Source organism: Dyella subtropica (assembly GCF_026283965.1).
Taxonomy (GTDB): Bacteria; Pseudomonadota; Gammaproteobacteria; order Xanthomonadales; family Rhodanobacteraceae; genus Dyella_D; species Dyella_D subtropica.
On sequence record NZ_JAPDPD010000007.1, the window covers coordinates 19,484 to 41,239 of the forward strand.

The following is a 21,756-nucleotide window of genomic DNA, read 5'->3' on the forward strand; positions in this document are numbered from 1 at the left end:
GGCCCGGTCAGCGATGACCGGGCCTGTTTTCTTTGTGGACTGCGATGGCTTAGCCGTTGGCCTCTTCGAAACGATTCGCGTCGCGGTTCTTGCGCACCTTGGCCGGGTCCCACACACGGCCGTTCATGGTGATGTAGACGCCATCGGGCAGCGTCTGCACGGCGGCGACAGCGCAGCCGATGTTGAATACCGCATCCGAGCCCTGAAAGCGCGCAGGGTTCAGCGCGCCGGTCAGCACGATCACCTTGCCCTTGATGCTGGCCAGTTCGCGCGCCGTTTCCACCATGGTGTCGGTGCCGTGGGTGACCAGCACGTGGCGATGCGGCTGCGCTTCGATGGTGGAGCGCACCAGCGCGCGGTCTTCGTCGCCCATGTGCAGGCTGTCCTTGCGCAGGATCGGGATCACGTCGAACTGGAAGGCCACGCCGAGCTGGCTGAGGATATCGCCGATCTGCGGGGCGCCGATCTTGTAGTCCGACTTGTCGTCGAAGTAGATCTTGTCGATGGTGCCGCCGGTGGTGACGATGGTCAGGTGCTGCATGTTGGGATGGCCATGGTGTGGGGGCGGGATAGTTTAAGTGTAGGAGCCCACCCTGTGGGCGACAAACCGGCAGGACTGCCGGTTTGCAGGGGAGGCCGCCCGAAGAGCGAGGGCTATGGATAGCCCGAGTGGAACGGCCCGAGCGGGCCGCGCTCTTAGGACGCACCACCCAAGCCGCATCGCAAGGAATTTCGCGCACAGGGTGCGCTCCTACAGGAGCAGGGTGAGGTCCAGAAGGCTTGCAGGCTCCACCCTGCGAACCTTCTGAACATGATGACGCCTGTGCTGAATAGATCAGAGCATCCCGAGATCAAGGCTGGCTCCGTCAAATTTCCTCGGTGCTTTGAAGCTCGACCGCCCTGATTCGTCAGCGGTTGCCCGCCGCGCGATGCTTGTGCCTCCAGCCCAGGTAGCTTTGCAGGAAGTCCTTGGTGATGGACGGGTACGAAGAGCCTTCGCTTGCGAGCTGCTCCACGGCATTTCCCAGCTTCACTTCGCTATAGCCTGCTGGTGGCGCGCTTGCCGTCGTGTCGACGTCGGTGTCGATGGTGGCGGGCATGATGGAGGCAATGTTTCTCGTGGATGGATTGGCAACGCATTGAGCCAGCCATGTTTGATAGGCAACCTTCTTCATCGGCACACCATCCATCTCCAGCATGCAATTGATGAGGTCACTCATCATGAAAGCATGCGGGTTGGCCAGATTCAGGCTTTGATTGACCACATCCTTGCGCAACGAAAGATCGACGATGCAGTCGCTCATGTAGTCGACGGGAAGCGAGTTGATGCTGAAATCGATCTCGGGCGCGCAGCCAAGCTCAAGGCATGCGTCGATGAACAGGCTCCAGGTGTCGGTGGGGTTGCTGGCGCCGTTCTGTGTCGATCCCGTGATGTGCGTCGGCCGGTAGATGGTGAATGGTATGCCGCGCGAGGCGCCGATGTGCAGGATCTTTTCGGCCACCCATTTGCTTTGGGCGTAGCCGGAAGACAAGCCTTCCCAGCGCTCGAACAGCTGCTCCTCGGTGGTGACCATTTTTTTGATGGCGTGCACGGACGGAATGACGCTCAAGGTCGATACGTGATGGACGTGCTTGAGCTTCCCGACGCTCGCCAGTCGCAGTACCTCCTGGGTGCCCAGGACATTGGCGGCCTTCAAGGTTTCGTAGGTGTGCAGCGAGTTGACCCAGGCGCCATTGTGATAAATGGCGTCCAAGGTGTTACCCAGTTCCGCGAATAGCGACGGGGCGAGTCCGAACAGCGGCTTGGTCAGATCGCCCGGCACAATGACGACGCGGCTGCTGTCGTAGTCGTCGAACAGACCGAACAGACGCAGATTTTCCTCGAGCCTTCTACGTCCTTGTTCCACGCTGCTGCATCGAATCAGGCAATGCACGGTGGCCTGCGTCTTCTTCAGCAAGGAGTACAGCAGGAAGACGCCAAGGAAGCCGGATGCGCCGGTGAGAAAGGCATGACGCAGCAACGTCGACGACTCGAACGTTGGTGTCGCCTGAATGGTCGGGTCGAGTCGCAGCTCGGCATCGAGATCGAGCATCTTGCGTGCCGATTCGCGATTCGGCGATACGAGTTGAGCCATATCCTTGAGCACGGAATACATGAAGATATCGCGTGCTGCCACTTCCACGCCGAAAGCGTTGCGCAGCCGGCTGACCAACTGCACGGCAATCAACGAGTGGCCGCCCAGTTCGAAGAAGTGATCGTGGCGGCCGACGCGTTCGACGCCGAGCAGTTCCTGCCACAGCGTGGCGAGCGTTTGCTCGATCGCACCTTGTGGTGCTTCGTAGGCCTGGCGGGCGAAAGCATCGTCGTCCGGCTCGGGCAGCGCGCGTTGGTCGACCTTGCCATGAACGGTGAGCGGCAACGCCTCCAGCGTCACGAACGCCGCCGGCACCATATAGTCGGGCAGGCGCGCCGTCAGATGCGTGCGCAGTGTAGCTGCCAGATCGTCGCGGGATTCGGCCACGACGTAGGCGATCAGCCGCTTGTCGCCGCTTGCATCGGCGCGGACGAGCACCGTGCATTCGTGCACCGCCGGATGCTCGGCCAGCTTGGCTTCGATCTCGCCCAGCTCGATGCGGAAGCCGCGGATCTTCACCTGGCCGTCGTTGCGGCCGAGGAACACCAGGTTGCCGTCGGGCAGGTGACGCACGAGATCGCCGGTGCGATACATGCGCGCCCCGGGGTGCGGGTTGAACGGATCGTCGAGGAAGCGCTCGGCGGTCTGCTCGGGCCGATGGAGATAACCACGCGCCACGCTGGCACCACCGATGTACAGCTCACCAATGGCGCCCCGCGGCACTGGATGGCCGTGGCCATCGAGCACATAAAGCCGCGTGTTGGCGATGGGGCGGCCCATGGGAACGGTGGTCAGGTCCGTCGTGTGTGCCGCACTGGTCCATGTACTCACGCAGACGGTGCCTTCGGTCGGGCCGTAGGCGTTGATTACGGTGGCCTGCGTCGACAACGCGCGGATCAGCGCCGGGCTGGGTGTTTCGCCGCCGAAGATGATCGTCGGCTGCCTGGTCAGGCGCGGCAGCTCCGCATGGCCCTGCAAGAAGGCCGGCGGCAGCACCGCATGGGTGATGGCATGACGCTCGAGATACGCCATGAGCGCCGGTGCCGTTTGACGGTCCTCGGGCGTAGGTAGGTACAAGCTGCCGCCGGACGTCAGCGCCGTCACGATTTCCAAGACGCTGGCATCGAAACCGAGCGAGGCGAACTGCAGGACACGACTCGCCGGCGCAGGACGGAACGCATAGGCCAGATGCACCGCATTGCGGTGTTCGACCATGACGCCTTTGGGTGTGCCGGTGGAACCGGAGGTGTAGATGATGTAGGCGAGGTGGTTGGGGGTAAGGCCGATTACATCCGGATCGAGATTGGCCTGCTCCCTCTCCCCTCCGGGGAGAGGGTTAGGGTGAGGGGCCACGCTGGCATCAAGCTCGATGAAGATGGGGCGTTGTTTTGGCTCTTCGCTGGCGAACAGACGTTCGCTCAAGAGCGTCCCCTCACCCCGGCCCTCTCCCCCAAACTGAAATAAGGATGGGGGAGAGGGAGCAGAGCCCAGCGCCGCGCGGCCGGCGGCATCGACCAGCACGATGGCTGGCGCCGCATCGCCAAGAATCTGCGTAAGGCGCGCAGACGCATACGCCGGATCGAGCGGCACATAGGCACCGCCGGCCTTGAGGATGCTCAGCAGGCCGGCCATGGTGGCCAAGCTGCGCTCGGCACACAGGGCCACACGGTCTTCGGGCTTCACACCAAGCCCGATCAGATGATGCGCAAGCTGGTTGGCGCGCGCATTGAGTTCGGCATAGGTCAGCGACTGCCCGTCATGCACCACGGCAATGGCATCAGGCGCATCGTGTACGTGTCGCTCGAACAGTTGATGCAGGCACAGTTCGCTCGGATACGGCGCTTCGGTTTGATTCCAGTCGTCCAGCAAAAAGCGACGCTCGTCGCTACTGAGCAGATCCATCTGCGCCACCGGTTTCTGCGCATCGGCGACCATCGCCTTGAGCACCGCGATCAGATAATCGCGATGACGCTCGATCGTGGCCTGGTCGAACAACGCCGTGGCGTAGTTGAATCCGCCCTGGATGGTGCCGTCGGCTTCACCGAAAGCCAGCTCCAGGTCGAACTTCACCCAGCCGAACGTTTCCGGTTCCGCTTCCACGCGCAACCCCGGCAGAGCGAATACGCCTTCGTCGTTGTTCTGCCACGCAAACAGCACCTGGAACAGCGGCGTGTGATCCATGCGCCGCGGCGGCTGTACGAGGTCTACGACCTGTTCGAACGGCAGGTCCGCGTGGGCTTGCGCATCCAGCGCGAGCTGGCGAACGCGTGCAAGCAGGTCGCGCACCTTGGGCGCTCCGGACATGTCGATGCGCAAAGCCAGCGTGTTGACGAAGAAACCGATCAGCGGCTCGATCTCCTGACGGCCACGGCCGGCGATAGGCGTGCCGATCACCAAGTCGTCCTGGCCGGACAAGCGCGCAAGCACGATCGCCCACGCGGACATCAACGTCATGAACAAGGTGGTGCCATGTTGCTGGCTGAGCCGCTTCAGGCCCTGGGCCAGTTCGGCATTCAGCGTCACCGGCAGGAAGTTGCCCTCAAAGCGCTGCTGCGGCGGACGCGGCCGGTCGGTGGGCAAGGCCAGCAAGGTAGGCGCATCACCTAGCGTGCGACGCCAGTAGTCGGCTTGGGCGTGCAGGCGTTCGCCTGCGAGCCACTGTCGTTGCCAGGCGGCGTAGTCGGGATACTGGATGTCCAGTGGCGGCAACGGATCGGCATGCCCGTCGAGGACGGCGGCGTACAGCGTGCTCAATTCATTCGTCAGCACGCCGATGGACCAGCCATCGGAAACGATATGGTGCTGCGTGAGCAGGAAGACATGCTCCTGTTCGCCAACACGGATCAGGCGCGCACGGATCAGCGGTCCAGCGGCGAGGTCGAAGGTCGTGTTGGCTTCTTCCTCGACAATACGTGCCAGCTCGGCAGGCGCATCGATCGATCCGCACACATCGTGTTCGATCCACGGCACGCCTTGGTCGGCCGGTAACAGCTCGACCTGCGGCTTGCCGTTGACGGTGACGAACACCGTGCGCAGACCTTCGTGGCGTGCGAACAACTGGTCGAGGCTGCGGCGCAGTGCGGCCACATCCAATGCGCCATGCAGGCGCAAGGCCATCGGCAGGTGGTAAGTCGCGCTCACGCCATCCAATTGCGCGAGAAACCACAACCGCTGCTGCGCGAAGGAGAGCGCCAGCACGCCGTCTCGGGCGATCACGGGAATGGCCTGCCGGCTCGCGTCGCTGCCTGGTCTGCGATATTCGATCAGCGCTTCGGCCAGGCGACTCAGGACAGGCTGCGCAAACAGCGTCGCCAGAGGCAGCTCGACGTTGAAGGTCTGCCCGATCCGGCTGAGCAGCCGCACGGCAATCAGCGAGTGGCCACCGAGTTCGAAGAAGTGATCGTGGCGACCGACACGTTCCACGCCGAGCAAATCCTGCCAAAGCGTGGCCAGCGCCTGTTCGACCTCGCCTTGCGGCGCTTCGTACGACTGGCGCACAAAGGCGTCGCCTTCGGGCACGGGCAGCGCGTTGCGATCGAGCTTGCCGTTGGGTGTGAGCGGCAGCGCATCCAGCAACACGAAGGCGGCCGGCACCATGTAGTCGGGCAGGCGTGCGGCGAGGTGTGCGCGCAGATCGTTGGACAGCTCCTCGTGCGCTTGCGCCACCACGTAAGCGACCAGCCGCTTGTCGCCGGGACTGTCTTCACGCGCGAGCACGGCGCACTCGCGCACGGCCGGATGTTCAGCCAGCTGCGCCTCGATCTCGCCCAGCTCGATGCGGAAGCCGCGGATCTTGACCTGGTGATCGTTGCGTTCGAGGAACACCAGATTGCCGTCGGGCAGGTAGCGCGCCAGGTCGCCGGTGCGATACATGCGCGCATCGGGTGCCGGATGGAACGGATCGCTGAGGAACCGCTCGGCGCTGAGCTCGGGTCGATGCAGGTAACCGTGTGCCACGCCTACGCCGCCGATGTACAGCTCGCCCGCGGTCCCCATGGGCACCGGTTGCCGTTGCGCATCGAGCAGGTAGATGCGTGCGTTGGCGATGGGGCGGCCGATCGGTGCGTGGGTGGGCCAGTGATCGATGTCGTCGCCGAGCACGTAGGAGGTGACGACGTGCGACTCGGTCGGGCCGTAGTGGTTGTGCAGGCGGCACGCCGGCAGCTTCTGGAAGAAGCGCTTGAGCTGCGGCGTGATGCGCAGCTGTTCGCCCGCGACGATCACCTCGCGCAAGGTCTGCCGCAGTCCGGTGAGGTCGGTCTCGCTGACGTCGTCCAGCGCTTCGGCCAGGCTTTGTGCGGCGATGTAGGGCAGGAACAGCCGCTGCACTTGCTGCGCGCCCAGCAGCTGGATCAGCTTGCCGAATTGCAGACGGGTCTGGGCATGGATCAGCACCAGCGTGGACCCCGCACACAGGGTGCTGAAGATTTCCTGGAACGCGACGTCGAAGCCCAGCGCGGCGAACTGCAGCGTGCGCTGCGGCGCGGCTTGCCGGATCTGCCAGTCGATCAGGTTGACCAGCGGGCGATGCGGCATCGCCACACCCTTGGGGGTGCCGGTGGAGCCGGAGGTGAAGATAACGTAGGCGAGGTGGCTTGGAGTTAACCCCGAAAGGTTGGGATTGGTCTGGGGCAAATCAGCACCCGCGAAGCGATCCAGATCGAGGGCGGTCGCGCCAGTCGCTCTCCCCTCGGCAGAAGCGTTCACGAGGTGGGATTCGGGCAAGCCCAGCGCCTCGCGACCCACGGCATCAACCAGGACGATGGTCGGCGAAGCGCCATCCAGAATCTGCGCCAGGCGCTCGCGCGGATACGCCGGGTCCAGCGGCACATAAGCGGCCCCCGCTTTGAGAATCGCAAGCAAGCCAACCACCATCGCAAAACTTCGGTCGACGCAGATCGCGATGCGATCGTTCGGTTGCGCACCGGAGGCTATCAGCTGGTGCGCAAGTCGATTGGCCTGCGCATTGAGCTCGGCATAGGACAGCGACTGATCATCGAACACCAGCGCGACCGCGTCGGGCGTCGCCTGCACCTGACGCTCGAACAGCTGATGGATACACAGCTCGCTCGAATACGCAGCCTCCGTGTGGTTCCAGCCATCCAGTAGCAGACCGCGCTCATCGGACGCGAGCAGATCGATAGTCGCCACCGGCTGCGCGGCATCGGCCACCATCCCCTCTAGCATCGCGATCAGATAACCGCGCTGGCGCGCCATGGTGTCGGCATCGAACAAGGCCGTGGCATAGGCGAGCACCCCGTCGATGCCGTCGTCTTTTTCCTGCAGATGCAATTCCAGGTCGAAGTGAATCGTGTCCAGCGGCATCTCTACCGGTTCGACCACAAGACCCGGCAGTTCGAATCGCCCTTCGTCATTGCTCTGCCAGGCGAACAGCACCTGGAACAGCGGCGTGTGATCCAGGCTTCGCGAAGGATGTGCAATGTCCACCACTTGCTCGAACGGCAAGTCTTGGTGGTCCTGCGCGGCCAGTGCGTTGCGGCGCACGCGCGACAACAGCTCGCTCGCCGTCGTCTGGCCGGACAGATCGATGCGCAAGGCCAGCGTGTTGACGAAGAAGCCGATCAGCGGCTCGATCTCGCGGCGACCGCGATTGGCCGATGGCGTGCCGATCACCAGATCGTCCTGGCCGGAAAGGCGCGAGAGCACGACGGCCCAGGCGGCCATCACGGTCATGAACAAGGTGGTGCCGTGTCGCTGGCTCAGACGCTTTAGGCCATCGGTCAATGCGGGATCGAGCTGCACCGGCAGCCACGAGCCCTCAAAGGATTGCTGCGGTGGACGTGGCCGGTCGGTGGGCAAGGCCAGCAGCGTGGGTACATCGGCAAGCGCTTGGCGCCAGTAGCTGGCTTGCGCCTGCAGCCGTTCGCCAGCCAGCCACTGGCGTTGCCAGGCGGCGTAGTCGGGATACTGGACGGCCAGTGGTAGCAGTGGGTCCGCATGCCCGTCCAGAGCGGCTGCGTACAGCGTGCTCAGTTCGTTCGTCAGCACACCCATGGACCAGCCGTCCGAGACGATGTGGTGCAGCGTAAGTAGCAGCACATGTTCCTGCTCGCCAAGGCGGGCTAGGCACGCGCGAATCAGCGGGCCGCGAGCGAGGTCGAAGCGTGCATGGCTTACTTCGCTGGCGATCTGCGCCAACCTCACGGAGGCATCGGCCACGTCGCGCAGATCGTGCTCGGCCAAGGCCAGCCCGCTGGCGGCGGGCAGCAGTTCGACATGCGGCTCGCCGTTGCCGGCGACGAAAATCGTGCGCAGCCCTTCATGACGCGCGAACAGGCGATCGAGGCTGCTGCGCAACGCAGCAACATTCAGCTCGCCACGCAAGCGCAGGGCCTGTGGGATGTGATACGCCTCGCTGACGCCATCCAGCTGCGCGAGGAACCACAGGCGTTGCTGCGCGAAGGACAACGGCAACATGCCGTCGCGCGTGATCGGCACCAGCGCCGGCGCTGAAAATTCGCTCGAGCTGGCGCGCTGCGTGGCAACCGCTGCCGCCAGTGTGCTCAGCGTGGGCTGAGCAAACACGATACCCAGCGGCAGCTCGATATCGAACGTCTGCGCGATTCGACTCAGCAGGCGCACGGCGATCAGCGAATGTCCGCCGAGCTCGAAGAAGTGGTCGTGGCGGCTGACGCTTTCGACGCCGAGCAAATCCTGCCAGAGCGTGGCGAGCGTCTGCTCGATAACGCCTTGCGGCGCCTCAAAGGCCTGGCGGGCGAAGGCATCGCTGTCCGGCTCAGGCAGCGCGCGTTGATCGAGCTTGCCGTGAGTGGTGAGCGGTAACGCCTCCAGCGTCACAAACGCCGCTGGCACCATGTAGTCGGGTAGCTGCGCCGTCAGATGCGTGCGCAGCGTGGCGGCCAGATCGTCGCGTGGTTCGGCCATGACGTAGGCGATCAGTCGCTTGTCGCCGCGTGCGTCGGTACGCGCGAGCACCGCGCATTCGCGTACGGCGGAATGCTCGGCCAGCCGCGCCTCGATCTCACCCACTTCGATGCGAAAGCCGCGGATCTTGATCTGGGCGTCGTTACGGCCGAGGAACACCAGGTTGCCGTCGGGCAGGTGGCGGGCCAGGTCGCCGGTGCGGTACATGCGTGCACTGGCTACCGGGTCGAAGGGATCGTCGAGGAAGCGCTCGGCGGTGAGTTCCGGGCGGTTGAGATAGCCGCGCGCGACAGTGGCGCCGCCAATGTGGATCTCGCCCATTGCGCCTTGCGGAACAGGGTTGCCGTACGTATCGAGTAGATAGATTCGGGCATTGGCGATGGGACGGCCAATGGGCACGGGATGAACCTCGTCATCGCTGCATAGATGCACCGTGGCCCACACTGTGCCTTCGGTCGGGCCATATTCGTTGTATAGCGCAATGGCGGGCTCGAATGCTGCGGCGGCTTGCGCAAGAGCTGGCGGGCAGGGTTCACCACCGAGAAGGACGTCGCGCAACGATCCGCGAGCTTCATTCGCGAGGTACAGCAATACCAATTGCGCGAATGAAGGAATGCAGAGAAGGCGGGTGATGTCTTGCTCGAGCACGATCCGGGAGACGATCTGCGGATCCTGTGCCGACGCGCGATCGGGAATGTGCAGACAACCACCGGAGGTCAGGCTGCCGAATACGCCCGCGACCGAACTGTCGAACGCCATCGATGAAAGCAGCAGGAAGCGCTCGGTAGCGCCGTAATAGGTGTGTCGCGCGAGCGTGGACGACACCAGTTGGCGATGCTCGACCATGACGCCCTTGGGAGCGCCGGTGGAGCCGGAGGTGTAGATGACGTAGGCGAGGTGATCTGGCGTCAGTCCCGGCACCGCGACATTCAGCTCCCTCTCCCCTCCGGGGAGACCGTTTTCATCTTTCCCTTTTTCCCAGGAGAAAGGCGTGGGGTGAGGGGCAGGGCTTGCGTCGAGCTCGATGATGATTGGCGTGTTTCTTTCCTGCGCTTCGGCTACGAACAAGCCTGCCCGCGAAGTTGACCCCTCACCCCAGCCCTCTCCCCGGAGGGGCGAGGGAGCAAGAGCTTCGCGACCGACCGCATCAGCCACCACCACTGACGGCGCAGCATCGCCAAGCATGTACGCAAGGCGCTCCCGCGGATAAGCAGGGTCCAGCGGGACATAACCGCCACCTGCCTTGAGCACGCCTAGCAAGGCGATGACAAACCCCGCGCCCCGCTCCATGCAGATGGCCACACGGTCGTCGGGTTTCACCCCAAGCTCGTTGAGGTCATGCGCCAGTCGGTTCGCCCGCCGGTTCAATTCGCCGTAGCTGAGTTGTTGCTGCTCGTAGACCACTGCGATGGCATCGGGTGTGCGTTCTGCCAGCGCCTCGAACAGCTCATGGATGCACGGCTCGCGAGTGAAGTCCACCGCGGTGTCGTTCCACTCGGCCAGCACCTGTTGCCGCTCGGCGAACGGCAATATCTCCAGGCGGCACACTGGTGTTGCCGGGGCCGTCTCCAGGGCATTCATCAGAGAGGTCAGCGCCGTGTCGAGCATGGCGCAGATGCGCTGGGGATCGATCGATCCGTCGGCGTACGCATCGAAACTCAGGCCGCTTGAGTGGTCGTTGATCGACACGCCGAAGGGATAGTTGCTGAACTCCTGTCCGCTCAGGATTTCCAGGCCGTTGGTGGCCTCGCTGTCGCGAGCCGGCCCGAATTCCTCGTCACCGTCGTGGCGATAGTTCAGCAGCGCGCTGAACAACGGCGCAGGCGACGGCACCGCGCTACAGCGCTGCGCCAACACCAGCGGCGCCTGCTCGTGACGCATCACGCCGGTCAGCCGTTCGTGCGTCTTGCGTGCGCTGTCACGCACGCTGTCCTTGCCCGCGTGAATGCGTACTGGCAACGTATTGATGAATACACCCATGGCACGGTCGGCGCCTTCGCCACCTTGCATGCGGCCAGACATCACCGTACCGAACACGACGTCGTCGCGGCCGCTCACCCTAGCCAACATCATGGCGAAGGCCAAATGACCCAGTGTCGCCATGCTCACACCGAGAGACCGCGCACCGGCGCGCAAGCGCCGGCACAGTTCGGCATCCACGCGATGCTGGGCAGCGACGATCGTGTTGGCGTCACCGCGCACATTCATCAAACCGAATGGTGCGGTCGGCTCTGTCACGTCACCGAGCATGTCGCGGAAGAAGGCCTCGTGTTCCTCGCGGCTCATGCCCAGGCGCGTCTGCGCGATGAAGTTGCGGAATGGCACCGGCACGGGCAACGCGTCCGCCTTGCCTTGCATGATCATGCGCACTTCGGCGGTGAGGAACTCCATCGTGGTGTGGTCGTCGATGACGTGGTGGATGAGTTCGAGCACCACCCAGCGACGATTCGGCACATCCTCGGCGATGAACAGCCGCCACAGTGGTGCCTGGCGCAGATCGAACCGGTAGTGCCGTGCATCGAATCGATCGAGCAGTTGCTTGGCGATATCGCCATGGGCGGGATCGAGCGCGATCTCCTCCACCTGCAGCGGTGCGTTCCGCCAGACCACCTGCACGGGCTCTGGCAGGCCTTCCCAGGCCATGGCCGTACGCAGGATGTCGTGGCGGTCGATCACCGTCTGCAATGCGTTCGAGTATCGCTCGACTTGATCGCGGCTGTCGGCACCGCGCAGGATCGCCGTCAGGTAGATATCGCCTTGTTCCTCCAACAGAGAGTGGAACAGGAAGCCCTCCTGCAGCGGTGCCAGGGGATAAATGTCTTGCACGTTGCGCGCGCCGCCGGGCACCTGTGCGATAACGCGGTCGATCTCGTCCTGGCATAGCTGTATCAGCGGCAGCATGTCCGGCGTAATACGCTCGGCATCCGGCGCAATCAGGTTGGGGGGCACGCTGACTTGCTTGCTGTTGCTCTCGCCGTCCAGCGCCGCGGCGATGCCCATCAGCGTTGGTGTGGTGAACAGCACGCGTACGTCGACCGGCAGATTCGCCTGGCGCATGCGCTCGATCAGTGTCAGCGCGAGCAGCGAGTGGCCACCCAGTTCGAAGAAGTTGTCGTGCCGGCCGACGCGCTCCAGCTTCAACACGTCCGTCCAGATGCGGGCCAGCGTCTCTTCCACGTCACCGATCGGCGCTTCGTACGCGCGAGCGAGATATGAACCGCCGTCCGGTACCGGCAACGCCTTGCGGTCGAGCTTGCCGTTGGCGGTGAGCGGGAACGCCGCCAGTGTCACATAGGCCGCCGGCACCATGTACTCGGGCAGGCTCGCGCCCAGGTGCTGGCGTAGCGCTTCCAGGTCGACGAGTGGCGCACCTTCATCGGTGATCAGATAGGCGACCAGTCGTTTGTCTCCCGGCTGATCCTCGCGCGCCAGCACTACGGCTTCGCGGATGTTGGGATATTCGGCCAGCCTTGCCTCGATCTCGCCCAGCTCGATGCGGAAGCCGCGGATCTTCACTTGGGTATCGTTGCGGCCCAGGTAGTCGATGTCGCCGTCCGCGCGGAAGCGTCCCAGGTCGCCGGTCTTGTAGAGACGCTCACCGGCTACGAACGGGTTGGCAATGAACCGCTCCGCGTTCAATTCGGGACGGTTGAGGTAGCCGCGCGCCACACCCGCACCGCCCACGTACAGCTCGCCGGTCACGCCGATCGGCGCGGGCTGGTGCTGCGCGTCGAGGATGTACAGGCGCAGGTCCGGAATGCGCTGGCCGACCGGACTGCGTCCCTGGTGCCGCTCAAGATCCTCGGGCAGCAGCGGTCGATACGTGACGTGCACCGTGGTCTCGGTGATGCCGTACATGTTGATCAGTTGCGGCTGGTCGGCCGCGTTGCGCGCGTACCACGGCGCCAGGTTCCTGAGCTCCAGCGCCTCGCCGCCGAAGATCACGTAGCGCAGCGAATGCACCTGCTGGCTCAGGCCCTGCGCCGCGATCAGCTGATTGAAGGCGCTGGGCGTCTGGTTGAGCACGGTGACCTGCTGCTCGCACAGCAGCCGATAGAAATCCTCCGGTGAGCGGGAGATTTCGTGCGGCACCACTACCAGGCGTCCGCCATGGAGCAGGGCGCCCCAGATCTCCCACACCGAGAAGTCGAACGCGAACGAGTGGAACAAGGTCCACACGTCGTTGGCATCGAACTGGTACCAGTGCTGCGTGGCCGTGAACAGGCGTACCACGTTGGCGTGCTCGACCATCACGCCCTTGGGCAGTCCGGTGGAGCCGGAGGTATAGATGATGTACGCGAGGTGGTGCGCGGCCAGACCCACCGTCGATGCGGTGGGATTCTCCTCACTGTGATGACTCCACGCGCCGGCATCGGCCTGCAAGTCGATCAGCGGCGCTGATAGCGTCAGCGCCGCCAGCGCGGAGCGAGCACCTGCAGTGGTCAGCACGACTACCGGATCGCTGTCCGTAAGCATGTGCTGCAACCGGTCCGCTGGAGACGTCGGATCGAGCGGCACGTACGCACCACCGGCTTTGAGCACGGCGAGGATCGCCACCAGCATCTCCAGGCTGCGGGCCACGCAGATCGCCACGCGGTCGTCCGGCTTCACGCCAAGCCCACGCAGGTGATGCGCCAGGCGGTTTGCTTGCCGGTTCAATTCGCCGTAGCTGAGCTGTTGCTGCTCGTAGACCACCGCGATGGCTTCGGGCGTGCGGACCGCTTGCGCCTCGAACAGCTCGTGGATGCAGCGCTCGCCGGAATGGTCCGCTGCGTTGCTGCTCCTTTCGGGCACGTTCCACTCGACCAGCAGTTGCCGGCGCTCGGCTTCGGCGAGCATGTCGATGCGTTCCAGCGCTTGCCGCTCGTCGGCCACCATCGCCGCGAGCATGCGATGCAGATAAGCCACCTGCCGTTCGACCGTCGCCCGATCGAACAGCGCTGTGGCATAGCGCAAGCCGCCTGTCACGCGATCGCCGGTTTCACCCAGGTCCAGTTCCAGGTCGAACTTCGCCACGTCGTAGACGATCTCCAGCGGCGATACCTCCAGGCCGGGGAGACTCAAGCGGTTCTCGTCGATGCTCCGCCACGCCAGCATGACTTGGAAAATGGGCGTGTGCGCCAGGTTGCGTGGCGGTTTGACCAGATCCACCACCTGCTCGAACGGCAGGTCCTGGTGTGTTTGTGCATCCAGCACTCGTCCCTTCACCTGATTCAGCAGCTCCGCCACCGTGCCGGCGACATCCAAGCGCAGCGCCTGCGTGTTGACGAAGAAGCCGATCAGTTCATCTACTTGCGGGTGCGTACGGTTTGCGACGGGCGTGCCGATCACGACATCCTGTTGGCCCGACAGCCGCGCCAGCACCGCCGCCCATGCCGCCAGTACCGTCATGTACAACGTCACGCCATGGCGCTGACTCAGCGCCTTCAGCGCGCGCGTCAGCGCCGCATCCAGTTCGATGGCCACCATGTCGCCGGCATAGCTCTGCTGCGCCGGTCGCGGCCGGTCCAGTGGCAGTTCCAGCAGCGCCGGTGCGCTTTGCAGGGTTTGCTGCCAGTACGCGCCTTGCCGTTCAAGCACTGCGCCGTTCAGCCATTGCCGCTGCCACGCCGCGTAGTCGGCGTACTGCACCGGCAGCGCCGGCAGCGGGTCGTTCGCATGGGCGCCATATGCCCGGTACAGCGCGCTGAGTTCTTCCGTCAGCACACCGATCGACCAGGCGTCGGACACGATGTGGTGCATCGAGATCGCTAGTACATGTTCCTCGTCGCCGAGTCGCAGCAACTCGCCGCGGATCAGCGGGCCCTGCGTCAAGTCGAATGGCCGCTGCATCACCTCGTGCAGGTGGCGCTCCAGCGTCGTGGGCGTGCCGCTCAAGTCACGCTCTTCCAGCGCAAAGCCGACATCGGCCGGTGCGATGCGTTGCACCGTCTGATTCTCGTTGCGCACGAAAGTGGTGCGCAACGCCTCGTGGCGTTCAACGATGCGGTTCAGCGCTCGCTTGAGAGCCACCCGGTCCAGCCGACCGCTCAGCCGCAGGGTCAGCGGGATGTGGTACGCCTCGCTGCCGCCTTCGATCTGCGCCAGGAACCATAGGCGCTGTTGCGCAAAGGAAAGCGGAAGCGCGTCATCGCGACCAAGCAGAGGGATGGCTGGCAGCTCCGCGATGCTGCCGCACAGCTGTTGCTCGGCCAGCGATGCGGCAAGGCGATGCAGCACGGGTTGAGCAAACAGCGTCGCCAAGGGCAGCTCGACACCGAGGGCCTGCGTGATGCGGCCGAGCAGCCGTACCGCCGTCAACGAATGACCACCGAGTTCGAAAAAGTGATCATGGCGGCCGACTCTTTGGACGCCGAGCAGGTCTTGCCACAGAGCGGCGAGCGTCTGCTCGATAGCGCCTTGCGGTGCCTCGTAGACCTGGCGGGCGAAGGCATCGCTATCCGGCACGGGGAGTACACGATGGTCGACCTTGCCATGGGCGGTGAGCGGCAGCGCATCCAGTTGCACGAAGGCGGCCGGCACCATGTAGTCCGGCAAAAGTGCTTGCAGGTGTGAGCGCAGGTGGGTCGCGTCGACTGCGCTCGCTGTGGCGACATAGGCGACCAGGCGTTTGTCGCCGGCATGGTCCGCGCGCGCGAGGACGACGCACTCGCGTACCGCGGGATGCTCAGCCAGCTTGGCTTCGATCTCGCCCAGCTCGATGCGGAAACCGCGGATCTTCACCTGATGATCGTTGCGGCCGAGGAACATCAGGTTGCCGTCGGGCAAGTGACGCACCAGGTCGCCGGTGCGGTACATGCGTGCGCCGGGGTGCGGGCTGAACGGGTCGTCGAGGAAGCGTTCGGCGGTCTGCTCGGGCCGATGGAGATAACCGCGCGCTACACCGGCGCCGCCAATGTACAGCTCGCCGATAGCACCTTGCGGCACCGGCTGGCCGTGGCCATCGAGCACGTAAAGCCGTGTGTTGGGGATGGGACGGCCGATGGGAATGATGTCCGGCACGTCGGTGCCGATGGGGCAGGTCCATGTGCTCACACAGACGGTGCCTTCGGTCGGACCGTAGCCGTTGATCACGGTCGCCTGCGGAGACAGGGCTTGCATCAGGGTCAGGCTGGGTGTTTCGCCGCCGAAGATGATCGTCGGCTGCCTGGTCAGGCGCAGCAGCTCCGCATGGCCTTGCAAGAAAGCCGGCGGCAGCACCGCGTGTGTGATGGCATGCCGCTCGAGATACGTCATGAGCGCCGGTGCCGATTGGCGGTCCTGCGGCGTGGGTAGATACAAGCTGCCACCGGAGGTCAGCGCCATCACGATTTCGAGTGTGCTGGCATCGAAACCGAGCGAGGCGAACTGCAGGACGCGACTGGCCGGTGCGGGGCGGAATGTATGGGCGAGATGCACCGCGTTGCGGTGTTCGAGCATGACGCCTTTGGGAGTGCCGGTGGAGCCGGAGGTGTAGATGATGTAGGCGAGGTGGCGGCTGGTGAGGCCGAGGGCGGCGGGGTTGAGATCAGCCAGCTCCCTCTCCCCCATCCTTATTTCAGTTTGGGGGAGTCCATGCTTTTGCTCCCTCTCCCCTTCGGGGAGAGGGTTGGGGTGAGGGGCCACGCTGGCATCAAGCTCGATGAAGATGGGGCGCTGCTTTTGCTCTTCGCTGGCGAACAGACGTTCGCTCAAGAGCGTCCCCTCACCCCGGCCCTCTCCCCCAAACTGAAATAAGGATGGGGGAGAGGGAGCAGAGCCCAGCGCCGCGCGGCCCGCGGCATCAACCAACACGACCACTGGCGCCACATCGCCAAGAATCAACGTAAGACGCGCAGACGCATACGCCGGATCGAGCGGCACATAAACGCCACCGGCCTTGAGGATGCCAAGCAACCCGATCATCGTGGCGAAGCTGCGCTCGGCACACAGGGCCACACGGTCTTCGGGCTTCACGCCCAGCTCGATCAGGTGATGCGCAAGCTGGTTGGCGCGCGCATTGAGTTCGGCATAGGTCAGCGACTGCCCGTCATGCACCACGGCAACGGCATCAGGCGTTTCGTGTGCGTGTCGCTCGAACAGTTGATGTAGACACAGTTCGCTCGGATACGGCGCTTCGGTCTGATTCCAGTCATCCAGTAAATAGCGGCGCTCGTCCGCGGGCACGATGTCGATCCGACGCACCGGCGTGCGTGGCGCATGCTCCAGCAGCTCGGTGAGCTGTTCCAGCGCGCGCTGCATATAAGCGCATAACCGTTCCGGTGCGACCAGCGGCACGCTCTGGGCGGTAAGGCCCAGGTTGTGGCCGCCATCTTCCACCGACATCGCAAAGGGGTAATTGCTGCGTTCTTCCTCGCCCAGCCATTCGATACCAAGCGACGTCGGCTGCGACGCGGCATCGTTGTGGCGGTAGTTGAGCACGGTGGTGAAGAGCGGATGTGGCGCCGCCACGCCACTGCAACGTTGCGCGAGCGCGAGCGAAGCGTGTTCGTGTTTCAGCAATTCAGCCAAACGGGCATGGGTGCGCTGCACGCTGGCGAGTACATCGCTGTCGTCCAGATCCAGCCGCAAGGGCAGGGTATTGATAAACAGGCCCAGTGCCCGGTCCGCACCCTCGCCGGCACTCATGCGGCCGAACAGCACCGTGCCGAACACGACCGACTCGCGTCCGCTGGTGCGTGCCACGACCTGACCCCAGGCAAGATGGCACAAGCTGGCCAGGCTCACGCCCAGTCGGCGTGCTTGCGCGCGCAAGCGATCGTTCAGCGCCTGCGGCAATGGGCGATGCGCTTCACGGATCTGGGTTCCGTCCAGACGCGCGGCGGCCACACCGAACGGTGCAGTGGGTTCGTCGATATCCGCCAGCATGGCGCGGAAGTAGCGCTCGTGTTCCTGCTCGGAGCGGCCCTGGCGCATCTGCGCAATCATGTGGCGGAACGGTTGCGGTGGCTGCAGGAGATGGCCGCGCCCTTCCATCAAGGCGTAGACCTCGGCATGCATAAGCTCAAGCGCTGCGTGATCGCCGATCAAATGGTGCATCACTTCCAGCAGCACCCAGCGCCCGCTGTTCGGATCATGGGCAAACGCAAGGCGCAGCAACGGCGCCTGGGCCAGCGGCATGCGGTAATGGCTGGCGTCGAAGCGCTGTACGAGTTGTGCACGCACTGGGCCATCGGCTGGGTCGAGCTGGAATTCCATGGCCTGGACAGAGGCGTGCCGCCATACGATTTGCGCAGGAGTCGACAACCCCTCCCAGGCAAAGGCCGTGCGCAACACATCGTGACGATCCACCACGTGTTGCATGGCGGCGAGATAGCGGTCCAGAACATCGCGGTCGGCGAAGCTCATGTGGCCGATCACCACGTAGGGGTCGCCTTCAGTGGCTAGCGCATGGTGAAACAGGATGCCTTCCTGCAAGGGGGAGAGTGCGTAGATGTCCTGGATATGGGCGATGCCTTCGGGCACCTGCGCCACGATGCGATCGATATCCGCTTGGGTCAGTTCGATCAGCGGCAGCATGTCGGGAGTGATCGCCGCGCTGTCGGGCCTGATGTTGTCGAGCATGATGCGATTGGGCGGCACCACGATCTCGCGCTGGCCCTGATCCATTGCCGCGGCCACCTCCATCAAGGTGGGCGTGGCGAACAGGCTGTGCACCGGGGCGGGTAAGCCGCGTCGGCGCAGACGTTCGAGCAGTTGTACGGCCAGCAGCGAATGGCCGCCCAGTTCGAAGAAATTGTCGTGACGGCCGATCTGGCCGATCCCCAGCAACTCCTCCCACAAAGCGGCAAGGACCTGTTCGCTTTCGCCTTGCGGCTGAGCGTAGGCACGCCGTGCATAGGCATCGCCGGCCGGTGCGGGCAGGGCCTTGCGATCGAGCTTGCCATTCGGCGTCAGCGGCAACTCGTGCAGCGTCACGAATGCTGCCGGCACCATGTAGTCGGGCAGGCATTGCGCCAGATGTTCGCGCAGCGCGACGATAAGCTGGTCTTGCGCGTCAGCCACCACATAGGCAACCAGGCGCTTGTCGCCGGGTACGTCTTCGCGCGCCAGCACGGCGCAGGTAAGCACCGCCGGATGTTCGGCCAAGCGCGCCTCGATCTCGCCCAGCTCGACGCGGAAACCACGGATCTTCACCTGATGATCGTTGCGTTCCAGGTACTCGATCACGCCCCCGGGCAGCCAGCGGCCGATGTCGCCGGTGCGGTACATGCGTGCATCGGGCGCCGAACTGAACGGGTCGACGAGGAATCGCTCCGCCGTCTGCTCCGGTCGATTCAAATAACCGCGCGCCACACTCTTGCCGCCGATGTAAAGCTCGCCGGCCACGCCGATGGGTGCTGGCTGGCCATGCGCATCCAGGATGTAGATCTGCGTATTGGCGATCGGGCGGCCGATCAGATGCGCCGCCGTGCGTGCATCGTCAACGCGTGCATCGTCAACCAGGCAAAGCGACACGTCCACGGTGGTCTCGGTAGGCCCGTATGCGTTGATCAATCGGGGCAGCCGTTCGTCGCGCAGGAACCAGCGCGCGACCAGCTCCGGGCTGACTTTCTCGCCGCCGATGACGATCTGCCGCACCGCGCCGGGTACGGGTGTGTTGCGGTTGTTCACCAGCTGATACCAGAACGCCGTCGGCAGGTTCAGCGCAGTGATTCCACCGTCCACGCAGTGCCGCCAGAACGCAGCCGCATCTGTGATCCACGAGTCGGTGCGCATGACCAGCGTGCTTCCCGCGCACAGGGCGCCGAAGCACTCCTCCACCGATACGTCGAAGCTCGGCGAAGCGAACTGCAGCACGCGATCTGCAGGGGTCAGCGCGAAGCTGGTTTCCAGCGCCCGCACGAGGTTCACCAGTTGCCGGTGCTCGACCATCACGCCTTTCGGCTTGCCGGTCGAACCCGAGGTGTAGATCACATAGGCCAGATGCTCGGGCTTCAGTCCCAGGGCTGCAGGGTTTAGAGCGGCGTCGCTGTGACGCGCGAAATCGTGCTCGTCGCTGTCCATCGCGATCACGGTCGCATCGGTCTGCGGTAGATGGTCTTTGAGCCGCGCCTGGGTCAGCAGCACCTTCGGCGCTACATCCTGGAGCATGTAATCCAACCGCTCGAGCGGATACGCCGGGTCCAGCGGCACATAGCCGCCGCCCGCCTTCAACACGGCTAGCATGCCCACCGCCATCTCCGGGCTACGCTCCATGCAGATGGCCACCGGCTCGTTTGGCGTCACGCCCAGCCCGCGCAAGTAATGCGCCAGCCGGTTCGCCTGCCGGTTCAATTCGCCGTAGCTGAGCTGTTGCTGCTCGTAGATCACCGCGATCGCCTCGGGCGCACGTGCCGCTTGCGCCTCGAACAGCTCGTGGATGCAGCGCTCGTCGGAATGGTTCGTTGCGGTGTCGTTCCACTCGACCAGCAGTTGCCGGCGCTCGGCCTCGGCCAGCATGTCGATGCGTTCCAGCGCTTGTCGCTCGTCGGCCACCATGGCCGCGAGCACCCGATGCAGATAACCCACTTGTCGTTCGATCGTCGCTCGATCGAACAGCGCCGTGGCATAGCGCAAGCCGCCCATGACGCGATCATTGGATTCGCCCAGGTCTAGTTCCAGATCGAACTTCGCCACGTCGTAGGGGACGTCGGCCGGCGACACTACCGCGCCATGCAGATCCAAGCGGTTCTCGTCGATGCTACGCCACGACAGCATGACTTGGAAAATTGGCGTGTGCGCCAGGCTGCGCGGTGGCTTGATCAGGTCCAGCAGCTGCTCGAATGGCAGGTCCTGGTGTGTTTGTGCATCCAGCACACGGCCCTTCACCTGATCCAGCAGCTCGGCCACCGTGCCGGCGACATTCAAGCGCAGCGCCTGCGTGTTGTAGAAGCCGATCAGTCCATCCACTTCCGGGTGCGTACGGTTTGCGACGGGCGTGCCGATCACGACATCCTGTTGGCCCGACAGCCGCGCCAATACCGCCGCCCACGCTGCCAGCACCGTCATGTACAACGTCACGCCATGGCGCTGGCTCAGCGCCTTCAGTGCGCGCGTCTGCGCCGCATCCAGCTCGATCGCCACCACGTCGCCGGCAAAGCTCTGCTGCGCTGGCCGCGGCCGGTCCAGCGGCAGTTCCAGCAGCACCGGTGCGTCGTGCAGGGTTTGCCGCCAGTACGCACTCTGCCGTTCCAGCACCGCGCCGCTCGATGATGGGCGATGATCGTTGTGACCAAGAAGCTCCAGGTTGCCGTCGGTCAGACAGCGACCCATATCACTGGTGGCGTTCGATGCAACGTCGTTGATGTCGTCGTGGGAGGTCGTCATGGGGCGTTATCCGAATCGAAGGCGCAAAGGTCTATCCACCGGGGAAGGCGGAGTGTGGGGAGGCTTGGAGCGATGAAAGTGGGGCGGTACTTGGCCTCACTAATCAAAGGAATTCGCTATGGCGCTGTTTGGCGAACTGTGCGCTGGAGCTGGCCGTGTTTCCGGTCGCGCCACGGACGGTGGCTGCCACGTCTTATTCGTTGCTTCACTCGTGCGGTTACTCGGCAAATGAGAGTTGCAAAAGAAAGCCGTCCGGCCCATTCAATGGAGCCGAATGCATGTGTCAGCAGTGACGTTATGGCGACGGAAGGAAGTCGCTAGCGCGAAGCAGCTCTATCGTCGCCGTGCAAGGCCATGCGATGGCGGCGGAGGATCTGTAGTGAGCGTGCTCATTCTTTTTGTCCGTCCTTGGGAATCTCGTTGACGC

At 64.2% G+C, this 21,756-nt stretch carries 2 protein-coding genes; both read right to left on the minus strand.

Annotation, left to right across the window (positions count from 1 at the left end; translation table 11 throughout):
- Positions 1-49: 49 nt before the first annotated feature.
- The gene (locus OUZ45_RS07430) at positions 50-541 is read right to left on the minus strand and encodes an asparaginase domain-containing protein (protein WP_266169312.1); all 492 of its coding nucleotides are present in this window, start codon (positions 539-541) and stop codon (positions 50-52) included.
- 367 nt (positions 542-908) lie between these two features.
- Complete coding sequence (locus tag OUZ45_RS07435) at positions 909-21,329, minus strand: non-ribosomal peptide synthetase (protein ID WP_266169313.1); 20,421 nt, start codon at positions 21,327-21,329, stop codon at positions 909-911.
- Between the last annotated feature and the right edge of the window lie 427 nt (positions 21,330-21,756).